Source organism: Leclercia sp. GHBNCSD (assembly GCF_055805075.1).
The window spans coordinates 2,398,319-2,414,428 of record NZ_JBQVYO010000001.1; the positions used below are offsets into that span (position 1 = coordinate 2,398,319).

The window sequence follows — 16,110 nt, forward strand, 5'->3', positions numbered from 1 at the left end:
TGCAACGTCAATGTATTACTGTAGCATCACGACTGTTTTAGCATAGGTTTTGCCGCGTGTCTCCTGGTGTCTCGCTTCAGCTTGATGCAGGTCGACTTCCTTTGCCAGAATTGTTACTGGCGCGTAATCTGACAGAAAAAATGCAAGCCTGGAGTGAGTTAAAATGCAAGCACGTGTGAAATGGGTTGAAGGGTTAACGTTCCTCGGTGAGTCCGCCTCGGGGCACCAGATTCTGATGGATGGCAACTCCGGTGATAAAGCACCCAGCCCGATGGAAGTGGTTCTGATGGCGGCAGGGGGATGCAGCGCTATCGACGTGGTCTCGATTCTGCAAAAAGGGCGTCACGATGTGACCGATTGCGAAGTGAAACTGACTTCAGAGCGCCGGGATGAAGCGCCGCGTCTCTTTACCCATATCAACCTTCATTTCGTGGTAACCGGCAAAGCGCTAAAAGAGGCTGCGGTCTCCCGCGCGGTGGATCTCTCTGCGGAGAAGTACTGCTCCGTGGCGCTGATGCTGGAAAAAGCGGTCAATATTACCCATTCGTATGAAGTGATCGAGGCGTAAGTCCTGGATCAAACGCCGGGCGGCACTTCGTTTGCCCGGCCTACAAGCCTCAATCGATCTTCTTCCCTTCCATTAACCGCTGTACCAGCGGCGTCATGATCAACTCCATCGCCAGTCCCATCTTCCCGCCCGGGACCACCAGCGTATTCATGTGCGAGATAAACGAGCCCTGCAGCATCGCCAGCAGCCAGGGGTAATCGATATTGTCCAGATTGCGGAAATGGATCACCACAAAGCTCTCATCCAGCGACGGGATCGCTTTTGCGGCAAAGGGGTTAGAGGTGTCCACGGTCGGGACGCGCTGGAAGTTAATATGGGTGCGGGAAAACTGCGGCGTGAGGAAGTTAATGTAATCTTCCATGGAGCGAACCACCGAATCCATCACCGCTTCTCGGGAATGGCCGCGTTCGCTGGTATCCCGCGTCAGCTTCTGGATCCACTCCAGGTTTACAATGGGTACGACGCCCACCAGCAGATCGACATGGCGCGCCACGTCATGGTGCGGCGTGACGACCCCGCCGTGCAGACCTTCATAAAACAGCACGTCGGTGGGTTCTGGCAGCGGCTGCCAGGGCGTAAAGGTGCCCGGAACCTGGTTCCACGGTACCGCTTCGTCATAGGTATGCAGGTATTTGCGCGACTGGCCCGTGCCGCTTCGCCCGTACTCTGCGAAGGTCTGCTCCAGCAGGCCAAAGTCGTTAGCATCGGGGCCAAAGTAGCTGATATGTTTGCCTAAATCACGGGCCTTGCGGATGGCCATATCCATCTCAGGGCGGGTGTAGCGGTGAAAGCTGTCGCCTTCGACCTCCGCGGCACGCAGATGCAGTTGCGAGAAGATCTTACGAAAGGCGAGGCTGGTGGTGGTGGTACCTGCACCACTCGACCCTGTGACGGCGATAACCGGATGTCTGGCGGACATAGCAACTCCCTGAGTGGAAAGATGTCGCGGTTAACCGCGAAATTGATTGCGAGGCATGATGTTGACAGTTTCGTGCAACTCGGACCATACGACCAGCACCTCACCGCTTTGCAGCTGGCGCCTGATATCAGCGACCTTCTGCTCAAGCGAACGTTCCTCTTCACCATAATCGGTGCCTTCGCGTAACACAAAGCTTTCAATCAGATTATCCAGCGTTTCGGGAGCCAGATCCTGCCAGGGAATGATCATGTCTATTTTTCCAGATAGGGGGTTAGCCAGTCCGGGATACGTGTCTCCAGCCACATCTGCGGTCTACGCAGCGTTCCGCTGATAAAGCCCACGTGCCCACCATGTTCGGTCAGTTGATACTCTACGTTTGCCGGTAAATGTTCCGGCGCCGGAATCGAGTGATGATCCATAAACGGATCGTCTTTCGCGTGAATAATCAGCGTAGGCCGGGTGATTTGATTCAGCAACGGCATGGCGCTGCACTGGCGATAGTAGTCAATCGCATCGGCAAAGCCATGGATTTTCGCGGTGATCAGATCGTCAAATTCACGAATGCGTCGCATGCGCTTGAGCTGCTCCAGGTTGACCGGCAGCGAGCCCGGATAGGCTTTCAGTTTACGTGAGGCGTTGCCTTTCAGCAGGTTAAGCAGGTAGTGCTGATAGACGCGCGAAAAGCCCTTATCCATATGATAGCTGCACTGTTCCAGCATAAACGGAGCAGAAACGATAACGGCGGCGTCCAGCGGAATAGCGTCCCCCTCTTTTGCCAGCAGGCAGGCCAGCATGTTTCCCCCCAGCGAATAGCCTACCGCAGCGGTGGGGGCAGGGCCGTGAGTCTCTGCCAGCCAGCGCAGGAACCAGGTACCATCTTCTGTTTCGCCAGAGTGATAGATGCGTTTCTGGCGATTGGGTTCGCCGCTACAGCCTCTGAAATGCATTACCACGCCCAGCCAACCGCGCGCTTTCGCCGCCTCAATCAGACCATGAGCATAGGGGCTGTGCAGGCTGCCCTCCAGACCGTGAAAGACCACCAGCCGGGGTTTGTGCTGTGCCTGAAGCGGATCTTCGCTCCAGGCTAAGTCAACGAAGTCATCATCCGGCAGGTCAAGGCGCTGCCAGAAAGGGGTAAAACGCACTTTACGACGGATAAGACGCGGCAGCATGGTCTGCAGGTGTCGATTCGACAGGCCCCGCATGGGGACAAAGGTCGCGCTCTCGTCGGGCGTAAAGTTAAATTCGGATGGGATTGTTTGTGTCATAGGGTTGTGAAGTATTTGTGTGGTCTGCTTTTACTATACAGCCTGATACTTTTTACATTTGTTTAATCGCGGCTTATCAGGCGGTTGAGTTGCCGCCTGCTAAGCCAGGAAGGATTAGTCCGCCTGCAGCATCTCTTCGAGCTGCTCCTGCGCCTCCAGCCAGGCCATTTCGCACTCCTCAAGGCTGGATTTGGTTTTAGCCTGCACCTGCAGGCACTCGGTTAGCTCGGCTTTACGAGTCTGGTCATACAGGCCGCTGTCGCCCAGCTTCTCTTCCACGGTGGCCAGCGTGGCGTTGAGCTTCTCCATCTCTTTTTCCAGACGGGTGATCTCTTTACGCAGCGGCTGGGTTTGGGTGCGCAGTTCAGCTTCGCGACGCTTCTGATCCTTACGGGCCTGGGCGCTGTTGGCGTTCTCTTTCGCAGCTTCTTCCGGCTGGTTTTCCTGCTTCTGTACGTCCGTCAGCCATTGCTGATAATCTTCCAGATCGCCGTCGAAAGGCTCTACTTTACTGTCGTGCACCAGGTAGAGATCGTCGGTGGTGGAGCGGATCAGGTGACGATCGTGCGAAACGACCACCAGCGCGCCTTCGAACTCAATCAGCGCCTCGGTCAGCGCCTGGCGCATGTCCAGATCCAGGTGGTTAGTCGGTTCATCGAGCAGCAGCAGGTTAGGGCGCTGCCAGACGATGAGGGCCAGCACCAGACGCGCTTTTTCGCCGCCGGAGAAGCGCTCAGTATTCTCGGTCACTTTATCGCCCTGGAAGCCGAAGCCGCCCAGATAATCCCGCAGCTTCTGCTCCATCTCCTGCGGGGCCAGACGCGCCAGGTGCTGTAGTGGCGATTCGTCCGCGCGCAAAAATTCCAGCTGATGCTGAGCGAAGTAGCCAAGCTTGATGCCCTTCGCCAGACCAATATCGCCACGTACCGGCGTAAGCTCGCCCGCCAGCAGCTTAATCAGCGTCGATTTACCGGCGCCATTGCGCCCGAGCAGACCGATGCGGGAACCCGGCACCAGGTTGAGTTTGATGGAGTCCAGGATGATGCGCTCGCCATAGCCCGCGCTGACCTTTTCCATTTTCAGCAGCGGGTTGGGCAGGCTTTCCGGCGCGCGGAAGCTAAAGTGGAACGGGTTGTCGACGTGCGCCGGGGCGATCATCTCCATGCGTTCCAGCATCTTAATGCGGCTCTGGGCCTGTTTGGCTTTTGATGCTTTCGCCTTGAAGCGATCGACAAAGCTCTGCAGGTGCGCCACGCGCTGCTGCTGGCTTTCGTACATCGCCTGCTGCTGGGAGAGGCGTACCGCGCGCTGGCGCTCAAACGAACTGTAGTTGCCGGTGTACTCGAACATCGTTTCCTGTTCGATATGAATAATTTTATCCACCACCGGGTCAAGGAAGTCACGGTCGTGGGAGATCAGGATCAGCGTGCCCTGATAGCTCTTCAGCCACTTCTCCAGCCAGATCACCGCATCCAGATCGAGGTGGTTAGTCGGTTCATCGAGCAGTAGCAGGTCAGAGCGGCAGATCAGCGCCTGGGCCAGGTTAAGGCGCATGCGCCAGCCACCGGAGAAATCGCTGACCGGGCGTTCCAGCTGCTCGTTACTGAATCCCAGGCCGTGCAACAGGCTGGCGGCGCGGGAGCGAATAGTCCAGGCATCAATAGCGTCGAGTTTGCCATGCACGGTGGCAATCGCATGGCCGTCGTTGCGTTCGTTGGCGGCATGCAGCTCCGCTTCCAGCTTGCGGTATTCCCGATCGCCGTCGATAACATAATCCATCGCCGGTACGCTCAGGGCTGGCGTCTCCTGGTTTACCCAGGCCAGCTGCCAGTTGCCGGGGTAGGTAAAATTACCGCCGTCGGCACTGATTTCGTTTTTCAGCAATGACAGTAACGTGGATTTACCGCAGCCGTTTTTGCCCACCAGGCCGACTTTCTGGCCCGGGTTAATGGTGGCTGTAGCGTTGTCCAGCAGGACACGTACGCCGCGACGAATTTGTAATGAGGAGAAAACAATCATAGAGCGCCGTATGTTCCGACTATGTTAAGTTGTCATTATAATCAGGTTAAATGTGCCGCCACGCGCCGCGTGGGTGTGCCATGGTAGCCCAAAACAACAGTGATGACGACCCGGGAGAGGAATGATGTCCCAGACAGCCAAAGTGCTGCTGCTGTATGCCCATCCGGAGTCTCAGGACTCGGTCGCCAACCGGGTTTTGCTACAACCGGCATTACAGCTAAGTAATGTGACAGTGCACGATCTTTACGCGCACTACCCCGATTTTTTTATCGATATTCCCTATGAGCAGGAGCTGCTGCGTCAGCACGACGTCATCGTATTTCAGCATCCTCTCTACACCTACAGCTGCCCCGCGCTGCTGAAAGAGTGGCTGGATCGCGTCCTGAGCCGTGGATTTGCCAGTGGGGTGGGAGGAAACCAGCTGGCGGGAAAGTCCTGGCGGAGCGTCATTACCACTGGCGAGCCGGAGAGTGCGTATCGCCACGATGGGCTTAACCGCTACTCGATGAACGAGATCTTACGCCCGTTCGAGCTGACTGCGGCCATGTGCCGCATGCACTGGCTGAGTCCGATCATTATCTACTGGGCTCGTCGGCAGCATCAGGATGAGCTGGCCAGCCATGCCCGCGCGTACGGTGAGTGGCTGGCGGGGCCAAATCTGACGGGAGGTCACTGATGGAAGGCTCAGATCTTTTACTGGCAGGCGTGTTGTTCCTGTTTGCCGCCGTGGTGGCGGTGCCGTTGGCATCGCGTCTGGGGATTGGCGCGGTGCTCGGCTATCTGCTGGCGGGCATCGCCATCGGTCCGTGGGGGCTGGGGTTCATCAGCGATGTGGACGAAATCCTGCACTTCTCGGAGCTGGGCGTCGTCTTTCTGATGTTTATTATCGGCCTTGAGCTGAACCCGACGAAGCTCTGGCAACTACGGCGCTCGATCTTTGGTGTGGGTGCCGCGCAGGTGCTGTGCAGCGCGGTGATCCTCGGTGGACTCCTGATGCTGACCCAGTTCTCATGGCAGGCCGCGGTGGTTGGCGGGATTGGTCTGGCGATGTCCTCTACGGCAATGGCGTTACAGCTGATGCGCGATAAGGGCATGAACCGCAACGAAGCGGGGCAGCTGGGCTTCTCGATCCTGCTGTTTCAGGATCTGGCGGTGATCCCCGCGCTGGCCCTGGTTCCACTGCTGGCAGGATCGGGAGAGGAGCATTTCGACTGGATGAAGATCGGCATGAAGGTGTTGGCCTTTGCCGGCATGCTGGTGGGAGGGCGCTATCTGCTCCGCCCGGTGTTCCGGTTTATTGCCGCCTCCGGCGTACGCGAGGTATTTACCGCCGCGACGCTGCTGCTGGTGCTGGGATCGGCCCTGTTTATGGATGCGCTGGGCCTGTCGATGGCGCTCGGTACTTTTATCGCGGGTGTGCTGCTGGCGGAGAGTGAGTACCGGCATGAACTGGAAATTGCCATCGATCCCTTTAAAGGGCTGCTGTTAGGGCTGTTCTTTATCTCTGTCGGTATGGCGCTCAATCTCGGCGTGCTCTACACCCATATCCTGTGGGTGGTGATGAGCGTTGCCGTGCTGGTCACGGTTAAAATGGCGGTGCTGTATGGGCTGGCGCGGGTTTACGGCCTGCGGCAGGCGGAAAAGGCGCAGCTTGCCGGGGTGCTGAGCCAGGGGGGCGAATTCGCTTTTGTGCTCTTCTCCACAGCATCGTCCCAGAGATTGTTTCAGGATGACCAGATGGCGCTGCTGTTAGTGACCGTGACGCTGTCGATGATGACCACGCCGCTGCTCATGAAGCTTATCGATAAGCAGCTGTCTCGCCGGATGAATGCCCCGGAAGATGAGCATGAAGCGCCCTTTGTGGAGGACGATAAACCGCAGGTGATTGTGGTGGGCTTCGGGCGGTTTGGGCAGGTGATCGGGCGTCTGCTGATGGCGAATAAAATGCGCGTGACGGTGCTTGAGCGCGACATCAGCGCGGTAAACCTGATGCGTAAGTACGGTTATAAGGTCTATTACGGCGATGCTACACAGGTCGAACTGCTGCGCTCCGCAGGCGCAGAGGCGGCGGAGTCGATTGTTATCACCTGTAATGATCCGGAAGACACCCTGAAGCTGGTGGAGATCTGCCAGCAGCACTTTCCCCATCTGCACATCCTGGCCCGGGCGCGAGGGCGTGTTGAGGCACATGAGCTGCTTCAGGCAGGGGTAAAGTATTTTACCCGCGAGACCTTCTCCAGTGCGCTGGAGCTGGGGCGTAAAGCATTAGTGACGTTGGGTATGCATCCTCATCAGGCCCAGCGCGCGCAGTTACATTTCCGTCGTCTTGATATGCGCATGCTGCGCGAGTTGATGCCGGTCCACACCGATACGGTGCAGATTTCCCGCGTACGGGAGGCGCGTCGCGAGCTGGAAGAGATTTTCCAGCGTGAGATGCAGCAGGAGCGTCGGCAGCCGGACGGCTGGGATGAATATGAATAACGAGGTAAAGAATGGCGGTACGTAAACGTTTTATCGCCGGCGCGAAATGCCCGGCCTGCCAGGCTCAGGATTCACTGGCCATGTGGCGAGAGAACAATATCGATATTGTTGAGTGTGTTAAGTGCGGTCACCAGATGCGTGAAGCCGATAAAGAAGTGCGCGATCACGTTCGCAAAGAAGAACAAGTGATCGGCATTTTTCATCCGGACTAGCGATATGCCCCGAGTTTTTTTAAGCTAAAGGGTACACGGGTGCAGAATTCGGCTACAATCTGCGCCAGCAATTTTCCCACGCTCAGGAGATATCATGAAAGTAGCAAAAGACCTGGTGGTCAGCCTGGCCTATCAGGTACGTACAGAAGACGGTGTGTTGGTTGATGAGTCTCCGGTGAGTGCGCCGCTGGACTACCTGCACGGTCACGGTTCCCTGATCTCCGGCCTGGAAAACGCGCTGGACGGTCATGAAGTTGGTGACAAATTTGACGTTGCTGTAGGCGCAAACGACGCTTACGGTCAGTACGATGAAAACCTGGTTCAGCGTGTTCCTAAAGACGTCTTCATGGGCGTTGATGAGCTGCAGGTTGGCATGCGTTTCCTGGCTGAAACTGACCAGGGTCCGGTTCCAGTAGAAATTACCGAAGTTGAAGACGACCACGTTGTGGTTGACGGCAACCACATGCTGGCTGGCCAGAACCTGAAGTTCAACGTTGAAGTGGTTGCGATCCGCGAAGCCACTGAAGAAGAGCTGGCTCACGGCCACGTTCATGGTGCGCACGGTCATGACCACGATCACGGTCACGATGGCTGCTGCGGTGGTCACGGCCACGATCACGACCATGGCCACGACCATGGCCACGAGCACGGTAAAGGCGGCTGCGGCGGTAACGGCGGCTGCGGTTGCCACTAAGCGTTACGCCTTAAGGCACAAAAAAGCGGGATATTCCCGCTTTTTTTACGTCTCAATAATGGGGTGGCGGCGTCTCTTCCGACTGCGACGCGATGTGCGATGCCTGGGAGGCTTTTACTTTTTCCGTTAACAGACGCATCAGATCCCGCAGCTTTGCCATCTCCAGCTCGTGGGCGGTGACGGTCTGATTCAGCTCATCGATGGTGATCTCCTGAAAAGCCAGGCGGCTTTCAAGCTCAGCCAGACGTGCTTCCATCTCTCTATTCTGCATGATTCACCTCGTTTGTTTCGTTAAACCCGTCCGGGGCTGGCGGCGGCGAATTTTACCTGAGATTATCCTTGCGCGCAGTAAACATCCCCTTGCTGCGAAACTAATTTAAACAAAAATAGTCTGAAATGTGGTGCTAATCAGGGGTGTCTACCTGTAGATTTGTTCCTCAACGTTTTATAGTACGCTACTCATTTACGCTTAACACGGGGTGAGAGTCCCCGGCCCTGGAGAAATGGATGAAATCACTGTTTAAAGTAACGCTGCTGGCGACCACGATGGCTGTCGCTTTGCATGCGCCGCTGACTTTCGCTGCCGATACCGCGGCGAAACCTGCTGCGACTGCTGACAGCAATGCGGCGTTCAAAAATGACGACCAGAAATCAGCCTACGCACTGGGCGCATCTCTGGGCCGTTACATGGAAAACTCTCTGAAAGAGCAAGAAAAACTGGGCATCAAGCTGGATCAGGCGCAGCTGATCGCGGGCGTACAGGATGCTTTTGCAGACAAGAGCAAACTGTCTGACCAGGAAATCGAGCAAACTCTGCAGGCTTTCGAAGCGCGCGTGAAAGGCGCAGCGCAGGAGAAGATGGAGAAAGACGCGGCTGAGAACGAAGCGAAAGGCAAAACCTTCCGTGACGCTTTCGCTAAAGAGAAAGGCGCAAAAACTTCTCCTACTGGCCTGGTCTACAAAGTAGAGAAAGAAGGGACTGGCGAGGCACCGAAAGACAGCGATACCGTCGTTGTGAACTACAAAGGTACCCTGACCGACGGTAAAGAGTTCGATAACTCTTACACCCGCGGTGAGCCACTCTCATTCCGTCTTGATGGTGTTATCCCTGGCTGGACTGAAGGCCTGAAGAACATCAAGAAAGGCGGTAAAATCAAGCTGGTCATCCCACCGGATCTGGCTTATGGCAAAACGGGTGTCCCGGGTATCCCGGCTAACTCCACCCTGGTATTCGACGTAGAGTTGCTGGACATCAAGCCAGCGCCGAAAGCGGATGCTAAGCCTGACGCGAAGCCAGAAGCGCCGGCAGAAGCCACCAAGAAGTAAACCGGTTAAAACCGCCGCCTCAGAAGCGGCGGTTTTTTTATTGGGGTATAGATATAATTAACACTGGAAGCGCTATCTACGCTGTATTAACTTAATTGCCCGTGTAAATAATGAGCCTGCCCTGAAAACCTACCGACAGGCTCCTGAAAAGGAGTGTTTTTTTCATGACCAGGTCGCTTTTAACCAACGAAACCAGCGAACTTGATTTGCTGGATCAACGTCCTTTCGATCAGACCGATTTCGATATTCTGAAATCCTACGAAGCGGTAGTGGACGGGTTAGCGATGCTCATTGGGTCCCACTGCGAAATCGTTTTGCACTCCCTGCAAGATCTGAAATGTTCTGCCATCCGCATCGCCAATGGTGAGCATACTGGCCGTAAAATCGGCTCGCCAATCACTGACCTTGCACTGCGTATGCTGCACGACATGACCGGCGCGGACAGCAGCGTCTCCAAATGTTATTTCACCCGCGCGAAGAGCGGTGTTCTCATGAAGTCCGTGACCATCGCGATCCGCAACCGCGATCATCGCGTGATTGGTTTGCTGTGCATCAACATGAACCTTGATGTGCCGTTCTCCCAGATCATGAACACCTTCATTCCGCCAGAAACGCCGGATGTTGGATCCACAGTAAACTTTGCCTCTTCCGTTGAAGATCTCGTGACCCAGACGCTGGAATTCACCATTGAAGAAGTTAATGCCGATCGTAACGTCTCCAACAATGCCAAGAATCGTCAGATCGTGCTTAACCTCTACGAAAAAGGCATTTTTGATATTAAAGACGCCATTAACCAGGTGGCCGATCGCCTCAACATCTCCAAGCACACGGTCTATCTCTACATCCGTCAGTTCAAAAGCGGCGATTTCCTGGGGCAAGAGAAGTAATGCGTTTTGCATTAATGGTGACAGGCCCGGCATACGGTACACAGCAGGCCAGCAGCGCGTTGCAGTTTGCCCGCGCACTGCTGGCGGCCGGACATGAGCTGGTCAGCGTCTTTTTTTATCGGGAAGGGGTGTATAACGCAAACCAGCTGACCTCTCCCGCATCAGACGAGTTCGATCTGGTCCGGGCCTGGCAGTCGCTGAACCAGGAGCATGGCGTTGCCCTGCATATCTGCGTGGCGGCGGCTCTGCGTCGGGGCGTAAGCGATGCGAATGAAGCGCAACGTCTCGGTTTGCCTGCCGCGAATCTTAACGAGGGCTTCTCCCTTAGCGGTCTTGGGGCGCTGGCACAGGCTGCCTTAACCTGCGATCGTATGGTGCAATTCTGATGAACCGCGTTGCGTTTGTATTTCATTCTGCCCCACATGGCAGTGCCGCTGGAAGGGAAGGGCTGGATGCGTTACTGGCCACTTCTGCACTGACGGAAGAGATCGGTGTGTTCTTTATCGGAGACGGCGTATTTCAGCTGCTTGCCGGTCAGCAGCCGCAGGCGGTGCTGGCGCGGGATTACATCTCGACATTTAAAGTCCTGCCGTTGTATGACATCGAGACGTTCTATGTCTGTGCAGCTTCACTGCAGGCCCGCGGCCTGAAAGAGAATACCCCCTTCATTCTGGACGCGACTGTACTTGCACCGGCATTACTGCGGGAACAGCTTTCCCACTACGACACAATCCTGACATTCTGAGGCGCGCATGCTCCATACCCTGAGCCGTTCCCCCTGGCACTGCGACATCGAAAGCCTGTTAAGCATGCTGCGTGAGGGTGATACTGTGCTGCTGATCCAGGATGGCGTTCTGGCGGCAGTAGAAGGTAGCCGCTTTGTTGATATTCTCTGTAATGCCCCCATCTCTGTCTCAGCGCTTAAAGATGATATCGAGGCCCGCGGCCTAATTGGTCAAATTTCAACCAAAATTGACGTGGTTAGCTATACTGATTTCGTCAATCTGGCCATCCAGCACACCGGCCAAATGAACTGGTGATCTGAGATCGCTGTATAATTCTTGACACCTTTTCGACGTAGCCCTAAAATTTCGCGTCCTCATATTGTATGAGGGTGTTTTATTACGTGTTTACGAAGCAAAAGCTAAAACCAGGAGCTATTTAATGGCAACAGTTAACCAGCTGGTACGCAAACCACGTGCACGCAAAGTTGCAAAAAGCAACGTGCCTGCGCTGGAAGCCTGCCCGCAGAAACGTGGCGTATGTACTCGTGTATATACTACCACTCCTAAAAAACCAAACTCCGCACTGCGTAAAGTATGCCGTGTGCGTTTGACTAACGGTTTTGAAGTGACTTCCTACATCGGTGGTGAAGGTCACAACCTGCAGGAACACTCCGTGATCCTGATCCGTGGCGGTCGTGTAAAAGACCTTCCGGGTGTTCGTTACCACACCGTTCGTGGTGCGCTTGACTGCTCCGGCGTTAAAGACCGTAAGCAATCTCGCTCCAAATACGGCGTGAAACGTCCTAAGGCTTAATGGTTCTCCGTTAAGTAAGGCCAAACTGATTTATCTTAATGTCACACTAAACTCTTAGAGTTTTGGACAATCCTGAATTAACAACGGAGTATTCCCATGCCACGTCGTCGCGTCATTGGTCAGCGTAAAATTCTTCCAGATCCGAAATTCGGATCAGAACTGCTGGCAAAATTTGTAAATATCCTGATGGTAGATGGTAAAAAATCTACTGCAGAAGCAATCGTATACAGCGCGCTGGAGACCCTGGCTCAGCGTTCTGGTAAAAATGAACTGGAAGCTTTCGAAGTAGCTCTCGACAACGTGCGTCCGACTGTAGAAGTTAAGTCTCGCCGCGTTGGTGGTTCTACTTATCAGGTACCAGTTGAAGTCCGTCCGGTCCGTCGTAATGCTCTGGCAATGCGTTGGATCGTTGAAGCTGCTCGTAAACGCGGTGATAAATCCATGGCTCTGCGTCTGGCGAACGAACTTTCTGACGCTGCAGACAACAAAGGTACTGCAGTTAAGAAACGTGAAGACGTTCACCGTATGGCAGAAGCCAACAAGGCGTTCGCACACTACCGTTGGTAATCCCTTCGGAGTATTAGTCACCAGGCGGGCGCTTCAGCGAAGCAGCCCGCTTTGGGTTACTTAACTGAACGCCTAAAAAGATAAACGAGGAATCAAATGGCTCGTACAACACCCATCGCACGCTACCGTAACATCGGTATCAGTGCGCACATCGACGCCGGTAAAACCACTACCACCGAACGTATTCTGTTCTACACCGGTGTAAACCATAAAATCGGTGAAGTTCATGACGGCGCCGCAACCATGGACTGGATGGAGCAGGAGCAGGAGCGTGGTATTACCATCACCTCCGCAGCGACTACTGCATTTTGGTCTGGTATGGCTAAGCAGTATGAACCACACCGCGTAAACATCATCGACACCCCGGGCCACGTTGACTTCACCATCGAAGTAGAACGTTCCATGCGTGTTCTTGATGGTGCGGTAATGGTTTACTGCGCAGTTGGTGGTGTTCAGCCACAGTCTGAAACCGTATGGCGTCAGGCAAACAAATATAAAGTTCCACGCATTGCGTTCGTTAACAAAATGGACCGTATGGGTGCGAACTTCCTGAAAGTTGTTGGTCAGATCAAAACCCGTCTGGGCGCGAACCCTGTTCCGCTGCAGCTGGCGATTGGTGCTGAAGAAGGTTTCACCGGTGTTGTTGACCTGGTGAAAATGAAAGCCATCAACTGGAATGAAGAAGACGCAGGCGTAACCTTCACTTATGAAGATATCCCGGCTGACATGCAGGACCTGGCTGACGAATGGCACCAGAACCTGATCGAGTCCGCTGCAGAAGCTTCAGAAGATCTGATGGAGAAATACCTGGGTGGTGAAGAACTGTCTGAAGAAGAGATCAAAAAAGCTCTGCGTCAGCGTGTTCTGAACAACGAAATCATCCTGGTAACCTGTGGTTCTGCGTTCAAGAACAAAGGTGTTCAGGCGATGCTGGATGCGGTAATTGATTACCTGCCATCCCCGGTAGACGTTCCTGCGATCAACGGTATCCTGGACGACGGTAAAGACACGCCGGCTGAGCGTCACGCAAGTGATGACGAGCCGTTTGCTGCTCTGGCGTTCAAAATCGCTACCGACCCGTTCGTTGGTAACCTGACGTTCTTCCGCGTGTACTCTGGTGTGGTTAACTCCGGTGACACCATCCTGAACTCCGTGAAAGCTGCACGTGAGCGTTTCGGTCGTATCGTACAGATGCACGCGAACAAACGTGAAGAGATCAAAGAAGTTCGCGCGGGTGACATCGCTGCTGCTATCGGTCTGAAAGACGTGACTACTGGTGATACCCTGTGTAACCCAGATCACCCGATCATTCTGGAGCGCATGGAGTTCCCAGAGCCAGTAATCTCTATCGCCGTTGAACCAAAAACCAAAGCTGACCAGGAAAAAATGGGTCTGGCTTTGGGCCGTCTGGCTAAAGAAGACCCATCATTCCGCGTATGGACTGATGAAGAATCTAACCAGACCATCATCGCTGGTATGGGTGAACTGCACCTGGACATCATCGTTGACCGTATGAAGCGTGAATTCAACGTTGAAGCTAACGTGGGTAAACCTCAGGTTGCTTACCGCGAAGCAATTCGCCAGAAAGTTACCGATGTTGAAGGTAAACACGCTAAGCAGTCTGGTGGTCGTGGTCAGTACGGTCACGTTGTGATCGACATGTACCCACTGGAGCCGGGCTCTAACCCTAAAGGTTACGAGTTCATCAACGACATCAAAGGTGGTGTAATTCCTGGCGAATACATCCCTGCCGTTGATAAAGGCATCCAGGAGCAGCTGAAGTCTGGTCCGCTGGCTGGTTACCCGGTAGTAGACATGGGTATTCGTCTGCACTTCGGTTCTTACCATGACGTTGACTCCTCTGAACTGGCGTTTAAACTGGCTGCTTCTATCGCCTTTAAAGAAGGCTTTAAGAAAGCGAAACCAGTTCTGCTTGAGCCAATCATGAAGGTTGAAGTAGAAACGCCTGAAGAGAACACCGGTGACGTCATCGGTGACTTGAGCCGTCGTCGTGGTATGCTGCGTGGTCAGGAAACTAACGTTACTGGCGTTGTGATCCACGCTGAAGTTCCGCTGTCTGAAATGTTCGGATATGCAACTCAGCTGCGTTCTCTGACCAAAGGTCGTGCTTCTTACTCCATGGAGTTCCTGAAGTATGATGATGCGCCGAACAACGTTGCTCAGGCCGTAATTGAAGCCCGTGGTAAATAAGCCGTAGGGTTAAAATCTAAGTCCCGTGCCCCCTCGGTGAGGGGGCACTATAGTAAGGAATATAGCCGTGTCTAAAGAAAAATTTGAACGTACAAAACCGCACGTCAACGTTGGTACTATCGGCCACGTTGACCACGGTAAAACTACCCTGACCGCTGCAATCACTACCGTTCTGGCTAAAACCTACGGTGGTTCTGCTCGTGCATTCGACCAGATCGATAACGCACCAGAAGAAAAAGCTCGTGGTATCACCATCAACACTTCTCACGTTGAATATGACACCCCGACTCGCCACTACGCACACGTAGACTGCCCAGGCCACGCCGACTATGTTAAAAACATGATCACCGGTGCTGCGCAGATGGACGGCGCGATCCTGGTTGTTGCTGCGACTGACGGCCCAATGCCTCAGACCCGTGAGCACATCCTGCTGGGTCGTCAGGTAGGCGTTCCTTTCATCATCGTGTTCCTGAACAAATGCGACATGGTTGATGACGAAGAGCTGCTGGAACTGGTAGAGATGGAAGTTCGTGAACTGCTGTCTCAGTACGATTTCCCAGGCGACGATACCCCAATCGTTCGTGGTTCCGCGCTGAAAGCGCTGGAAGGCGAAGCTGAGTGGGAAGAGAAAATCATCGAACTGGCTGGCTACCTGGATTCTTACATCCCAGAACCAGAGCGTGCTATCGACAAGCCATTCCTGCTGCCAATCGAAGACGTATTCTCCATCTCCGGTCGTGGTACCGTTGTTACCGGTCGTGTAGAGCGCGGTATCATCAAAGTGGGTGAAGAAGTTGAAATCGTTGGTATCAAAGAGACTGCGAAATCTACCTGTACTGGCGTTGAAATGTTCCGCAAACTGCTGGACGAAGGCCGTGCTGGTGAGAACGTTGGTGTTCTGCTGCGTGGTATCAAGCGTGAAGAAATCGAACGTGGTCAGGTTCTGGCGAAGCCAGGCTCAATCAAGCCACACACCAAGTTCGAATCTGAAGTGTACATCCTGTCCAAAGACGAAGGCGGCCGTCATACTCCGTTCTTCAAAGGCTACCGTCCACAGTTCTACTTCCGTACTACTGACGTGACCGGTACCATCGAACTGCCAGAAGGCGTTGAGATGGTAATGCCAGGCGACAACATCAAAATGGTTGTTACCCTGATCCACCCAATCGCAATGGACGATGGTCTGCGTTTCGCAATCCGCGAAGGCGGCCGTACCGTTGGCGCGGGTGTTGTTGCTAAAGTTCTGGGCTAATTAATTATCCCTGAATTAAAAAGGACGCTTCGGCGTCCTTTTTTGTTTTCAGCGTTTATGGCTGTCACAAATTTTCGTATTTTTTGTTCGCTCCCGTCCCGCATCTTCGTGCTTGTGCTATTGTAATCATAATTATTCTCACTTACACTTTGCCCATATTTTGAACG

19 protein-coding genes are annotated in these 16,110 nt (G+C 54.2%); 14 read left to right on the forward strand and 5 right to left on the reverse strand.

Annotated elements, in window-relative coordinates; genetic code table 11:
* Positions 1-163: 163 nt before the first annotated feature.
* Positions 164-568, forward strand: coding sequence for an OsmC family protein (locus ACT3IC_RS11530; protein ID WP_103177284.1), 405 nt, complete (start codon positions 164-166; stop codon positions 566-568).
* Between the two features lie 49 nt (positions 569-617).
* Here the strand turns inward: ACT3IC_RS11530 and ACT3IC_RS11535 are convergent, their stop codons facing one another.
* From ACT3IC_RS11535 to ACT3IC_RS11550, 4 genes are all read right to left on the reverse strand, one after another.
* Positions 618-1,487 carry a phosphoribulokinase gene (locus ACT3IC_RS11535; RefSeq protein ID WP_103177283.1) on the reverse strand — a complete coding sequence of 290 codons (870 nt, stop codon included), beginning with the start codon at positions 1,485-1,487 and terminating at the stop codon, positions 618-620.
* Positions 1,488-1,517: 30 nt separating this feature from the next.
* Entirely contained in the window at positions 1,518-1,736 is a 219-nt protein-coding gene (locus ACT3IC_RS11540) for a YheU family protein (RefSeq protein ID WP_103177282.1), read from the reverse strand.
* 2 nt (positions 1,737-1,738) lie between these two features.
* Positions 1,739-2,755, reverse strand: coding sequence for a hydrolase (locus ACT3IC_RS11545; protein WP_103177281.1), 1,017 nt, complete (start codon positions 2,753-2,755; stop codon positions 1,739-1,741).
* Positions 2,756-2,869: 114 nt separating this feature from the next.
* On the reverse strand, positions 2,870-4,774 hold the full coding sequence (locus ACT3IC_RS11550) for an ABC transporter ATP-binding protein (RefSeq protein WP_159340226.1): 1,905 nt from the start codon (positions 4,772-4,774) through the stop codon (positions 2,870-2,872).
* A gap of 121 nt (positions 4,775-4,895) precedes the next feature.
* Here ACT3IC_RS11550 and kefG point away from each other — a divergent pair, with 121 nt between their 5' ends.
* From kefG to slyD, 4 genes are all read left to right on the forward strand, one after another.
* Positions 4,896-5,450 (forward strand): glutathione-regulated potassium-efflux system ancillary protein KefG, encoded by a 555-nt coding sequence (kefG, locus tag ACT3IC_RS11555; RefSeq protein ID WP_103177279.1) that lies wholly within the window; start codon positions 4,896-4,898, stop codon positions 5,448-5,450.
* Positions 5,450-7,255, forward strand: coding sequence for a glutathione-regulated potassium-efflux system protein KefB (gene kefB / locus ACT3IC_RS11560; RefSeq protein WP_103177278.1), 1,806 nt, complete (start codon positions 5,450-5,452; stop codon positions 7,253-7,255). Before kefG ends, kefB begins: the two co-directional genes overlap by 1 nt.
* A gap of 11 nt (positions 7,256-7,266) precedes the next feature.
* Positions 7,267-7,467: a YheV family putative zinc ribbon protein gene (locus ACT3IC_RS11565; RefSeq protein ID WP_103177277.1), complete on the forward strand. Its 201-nt coding sequence runs from the start codon at positions 7,267-7,269 to the stop codon at positions 7,465-7,467.
* A 94-nt stretch (positions 7,468-7,561) separates the two neighbouring features.
* Positions 7,562-8,161 carry a peptidylprolyl isomerase gene (gene slyD, locus ACT3IC_RS11570; protein ID WP_420193808.1) on the forward strand — a complete coding sequence of 200 codons (600 nt, stop codon included), beginning with the start codon at positions 7,562-7,564 and terminating at the stop codon, positions 8,159-8,161.
* Positions 8,162-8,213: 52 nt separating this feature from the next.
* Here slyD and ACT3IC_RS11575 read toward each other — a convergent pair whose 3' ends face one another.
* Positions 8,214-8,432 (reverse strand): protein SlyX, encoded by a 219-nt coding sequence (locus ACT3IC_RS11575; protein WP_103177275.1) that lies wholly within the window; start codon positions 8,430-8,432, stop codon positions 8,214-8,216.
* Positions 8,433-8,668: 236 nt separating this feature from the next.
* Between ACT3IC_RS11575 and fkpA the strand changes: the two genes are divergently transcribed.
* The 9 genes from fkpA to tuf all read left to right on the forward strand — a co-directional run bounded on the left by fkpA (position 8,669) and on the right by tuf (position 15,943).
* Entirely contained in the window at positions 8,669-9,487 is an 819-nt protein-coding gene (fkpA, locus tag ACT3IC_RS11580; RefSeq protein WP_103177274.1) for an FKBP-type peptidyl-prolyl cis-trans isomerase, read from the forward strand.
* Positions 9,488-9,651: 164 nt separating this feature from the next.
* Positions 9,652-10,374, forward strand: coding sequence for a helix-turn-helix transcriptional regulator (locus ACT3IC_RS11585; RefSeq protein WP_103177273.1), 723 nt, complete (start codon positions 9,652-9,654; stop codon positions 10,372-10,374).
* Positions 10,374-10,760 carry a sulfurtransferase complex subunit TusD gene (gene tusD, locus ACT3IC_RS11590; protein WP_103177272.1) on the forward strand — a complete coding sequence of 129 codons (387 nt, stop codon included), beginning with the start codon at positions 10,374-10,376 and terminating at the stop codon, positions 10,758-10,760. The genes ACT3IC_RS11585 and tusD overlap by 1 nt, the downstream gene beginning before the upstream one ends.
* Positions 10,760-11,119 carry a sulfurtransferase complex subunit TusC gene (gene tusC / locus ACT3IC_RS11595; protein WP_103177271.1) on the forward strand — a complete coding sequence of 120 codons (360 nt, stop codon included), beginning with the start codon at positions 10,760-10,762 and terminating at the stop codon, positions 11,117-11,119. Before tusD ends, tusC begins: the two co-directional genes overlap by 1 nt.
* A 7-nt stretch (positions 11,120-11,126) precedes the next feature.
* The gene (gene tusB, locus ACT3IC_RS11600) at positions 11,127-11,414 is read left to right on the forward strand and encodes a sulfurtransferase complex subunit TusB (RefSeq protein ID WP_103177270.1); all 288 of its coding nucleotides are present in this window, start codon (positions 11,127-11,129) and stop codon (positions 11,412-11,414) included.
* Between the two features lie 124 nt (positions 11,415-11,538).
* Positions 11,539-11,913, forward strand: a complete 375-nt coding sequence (rpsL, locus tag ACT3IC_RS11605) for a 30S ribosomal protein S12 (RefSeq protein WP_003023654.1) — start codon at positions 11,539-11,541, stop codon at positions 11,911-11,913.
* Between the two features lie 96 nt (positions 11,914-12,009).
* The gene (rpsG, locus tag ACT3IC_RS11610) at positions 12,010-12,480 is read left to right on the forward strand and encodes a 30S ribosomal protein S7 (RefSeq protein WP_004106370.1); all 471 of its coding nucleotides are present in this window, start codon (positions 12,010-12,012) and stop codon (positions 12,478-12,480) included.
* Between the two features lie 96 nt (positions 12,481-12,576).
* A complete protein-coding gene (gene fusA / locus ACT3IC_RS11615) occupies positions 12,577-14,691 on the forward strand; it encodes an elongation factor G (protein WP_103177269.1) in 2,115 nt (704 codons plus the stop codon).
* A gap of 67 nt (positions 14,692-14,758) precedes the next feature.
* Entirely contained in the window at positions 14,759-15,943 is a 1,185-nt protein-coding gene (gene tuf, locus ACT3IC_RS11620; RefSeq protein WP_114316183.1) for an elongation factor Tu, read from the forward strand.
* Positions 15,944-16,110 lie beyond the last annotated feature (167 nt).

Bases quoted from the DNA above. Each gene is read 5' to 3' on its own strand.
- ACT3IC_RS11530 (WP_103177284.1), top strand. From the start codon at position 164: ATGCAAGCACGTGTGAAATGGGTTGAAGGGTTAACGTTCCTCGGTGAG.
- ACT3IC_RS11535 (WP_103177283.1), bottom strand. From the start codon at position 1,487: ATGTCCGCCAGACATCCGGTTATCGCCGTCACAGGGTCGAGTGGTGCA.
- ACT3IC_RS11540 (WP_103177282.1), bottom strand. From the start codon at position 1,736: ATGATCATTCCCTGGCAGGATCTGGCTCCCGAAACGCTGGATAATCTG.
- ACT3IC_RS11545 (WP_103177281.1), bottom strand. From the start codon at position 2,755: ATGACACAAACAATCCCATCCGAATTTAACTTTACGCCCGACGAGAGC.
- ACT3IC_RS11550 (WP_159340226.1), bottom strand. From the start codon at position 4,774: ATGATTGTTTTCTCCTCATTACAAATTCGTCGCGGCGTACGTGTCCTG.
- kefG (WP_103177279.1), top strand. From the start codon at position 4,896: ATGATGTCCCAGACAGCCAAAGTGCTGCTGCTGTATGCCCATCCGGAG.
- kefB (WP_103177278.1), top strand. From the start codon at position 5,450: ATGGAAGGCTCAGATCTTTTACTGGCAGGCGTGTTGTTCCTGTTTGCC.
- ACT3IC_RS11565 (WP_103177277.1), top strand. From the start codon at position 7,267: ATGGCGGTACGTAAACGTTTTATCGCCGGCGCGAAATGCCCGGCCTGC.
- slyD (WP_420193808.1), top strand. From the start codon at position 7,562: ATGAAAGTAGCAAAAGACCTGGTGGTCAGCCTGGCCTATCAGGTACGT.
- ACT3IC_RS11575 (WP_103177275.1), bottom strand. From the start codon at position 8,432: ATGCAGAATAGAGAGATGGAAGCACGTCTGGCTGAGCTTGAAAGCCGC.
- fkpA (WP_103177274.1), top strand. From the start codon at position 8,669: ATGAAATCACTGTTTAAAGTAACGCTGCTGGCGACCACGATGGCTGTC.
- ACT3IC_RS11585 (WP_103177273.1), top strand. From the start codon at position 9,652: ATGACCAGGTCGCTTTTAACCAACGAAACCAGCGAACTTGATTTGCTG.
- tusD (WP_103177272.1), top strand. From the start codon at position 10,374: ATGCGTTTTGCATTAATGGTGACAGGCCCGGCATACGGTACACAGCAG.
- tusC (WP_103177271.1), top strand. From the start codon at position 10,760: ATGAACCGCGTTGCGTTTGTATTTCATTCTGCCCCACATGGCAGTGCC.
- tusB (WP_103177270.1), top strand. From the start codon at position 11,127: ATGCTCCATACCCTGAGCCGTTCCCCCTGGCACTGCGACATCGAAAGC.
- rpsL (WP_003023654.1), top strand. From the start codon at position 11,539: ATGGCAACAGTTAACCAGCTGGTACGCAAACCACGTGCACGCAAAGTT.
- rpsG (WP_004106370.1), top strand. From the start codon at position 12,010: ATGCCACGTCGTCGCGTCATTGGTCAGCGTAAAATTCTTCCAGATCCG.
- fusA (WP_103177269.1), top strand. From the start codon at position 12,577: ATGGCTCGTACAACACCCATCGCACGCTACCGTAACATCGGTATCAGT.